Annotated in this window: 1 protein-coding gene and 1 pseudogene; both read left to right on the top strand. The window is 66.8% G+C overall.

The features are described from left to right. Positions 1 to 156, top strand: a pseudogene (locus AB3X94_RS41725) (phenylacetate-CoA oxygenase subunit PaaJ); the annotation flags it as partial. 1 nt (position 157) lies between these two features. Beyond that, positions 158 to 930: FAD-binding oxidoreductase (locus AB3X94_RS41730; RefSeq protein ID WP_368614461.1), on the top strand; the 773-nt coding region annotated here is incomplete at its 3' end.

The following is a 930-nucleotide window of genomic DNA, read 5'->3' on the forward strand; positions in this document are numbered from 1 at the left end:
CTGCGCTTCGTGCCGCGCGCGCTGCCGGCACCGGCCTGCCCGCGCTGCGGCTCCGCACACACCGAGCGGCTCGCGCAGTTCGGCTCGACCGCCTGCAAGGCCCTGTATCGCTGCCTCGACTGCCGCGAACCCTTCGACTACTTCAAACCGTACTGATATGGCCACCCCGCAATTCCATCCGCTGCGTATCCGCGAAGTACGTCCCGAAACCGCCGATGCGGTGTCGGTCGCCTTCGAAGTCCCGCCCGAACTGCGCGACCAGTACCGCTTCACGCAGGGCCAGTTCGTCACGCTGAAGACGCATATCGACGGTGAGGAAACGCGCCGCTCGTATTCGATCTGCGTGGGCGTCACCGACTACGACCGCGACGGCGAGTTGCGCATCGGCATCAAGCGCGTGCGCGGCGGGCGTTTCTCGAACTTCGCGTTCGACACGCTCCAGCCCGGCCACACGATCGACGTGATGACGCCGGACGGCCGCTTCTTCACGCACCTGAACGCCGAACAGGGCCAGCAGTACCTCGCGTTCTCGGGCGGCTCGGGCATCACGCCGGTGCTCGCGATCATCAAGACGACGCTCGAAGTCGAGCCGCGCAGCACGTTCACGCTGGTGTACGGCAACCGCAGCGTCGACCAGATCATGTTCGCCGAGGAACTGGAGGATCTGAAGAACCGCTTCATGAACCGCTTCGTGCTGTATCACGTGCTGTCGGACGACCTGCAGGACGTCGAGCTGTTCAACGGCGTGCTCGACCAGGAAAAATGCGCAGCGTTCCTCGACCAGCTGCTGCCGGCCGACGCGATCGACGAGGCGTTCATCTGCGGCCCCGCGCCGATGATGGACGCGGCCGAGGCGGCGCTGAAGGCTGCCGGCGTGCCGCCCGCGAAGGTGCACGTCGAGCGCTTCGGCACGCCGCTGCCGCAGGCGGG

Origin of the sequence: Paraburkholderia sp. BR10923 (assembly GCF_040948765.1) — a bacterium.
In the GTDB taxonomy this organism is placed as follows: Bacteria; Pseudomonadota; Gammaproteobacteria; order Burkholderiales; family Burkholderiaceae; genus Paraburkholderia; species Paraburkholderia youngii.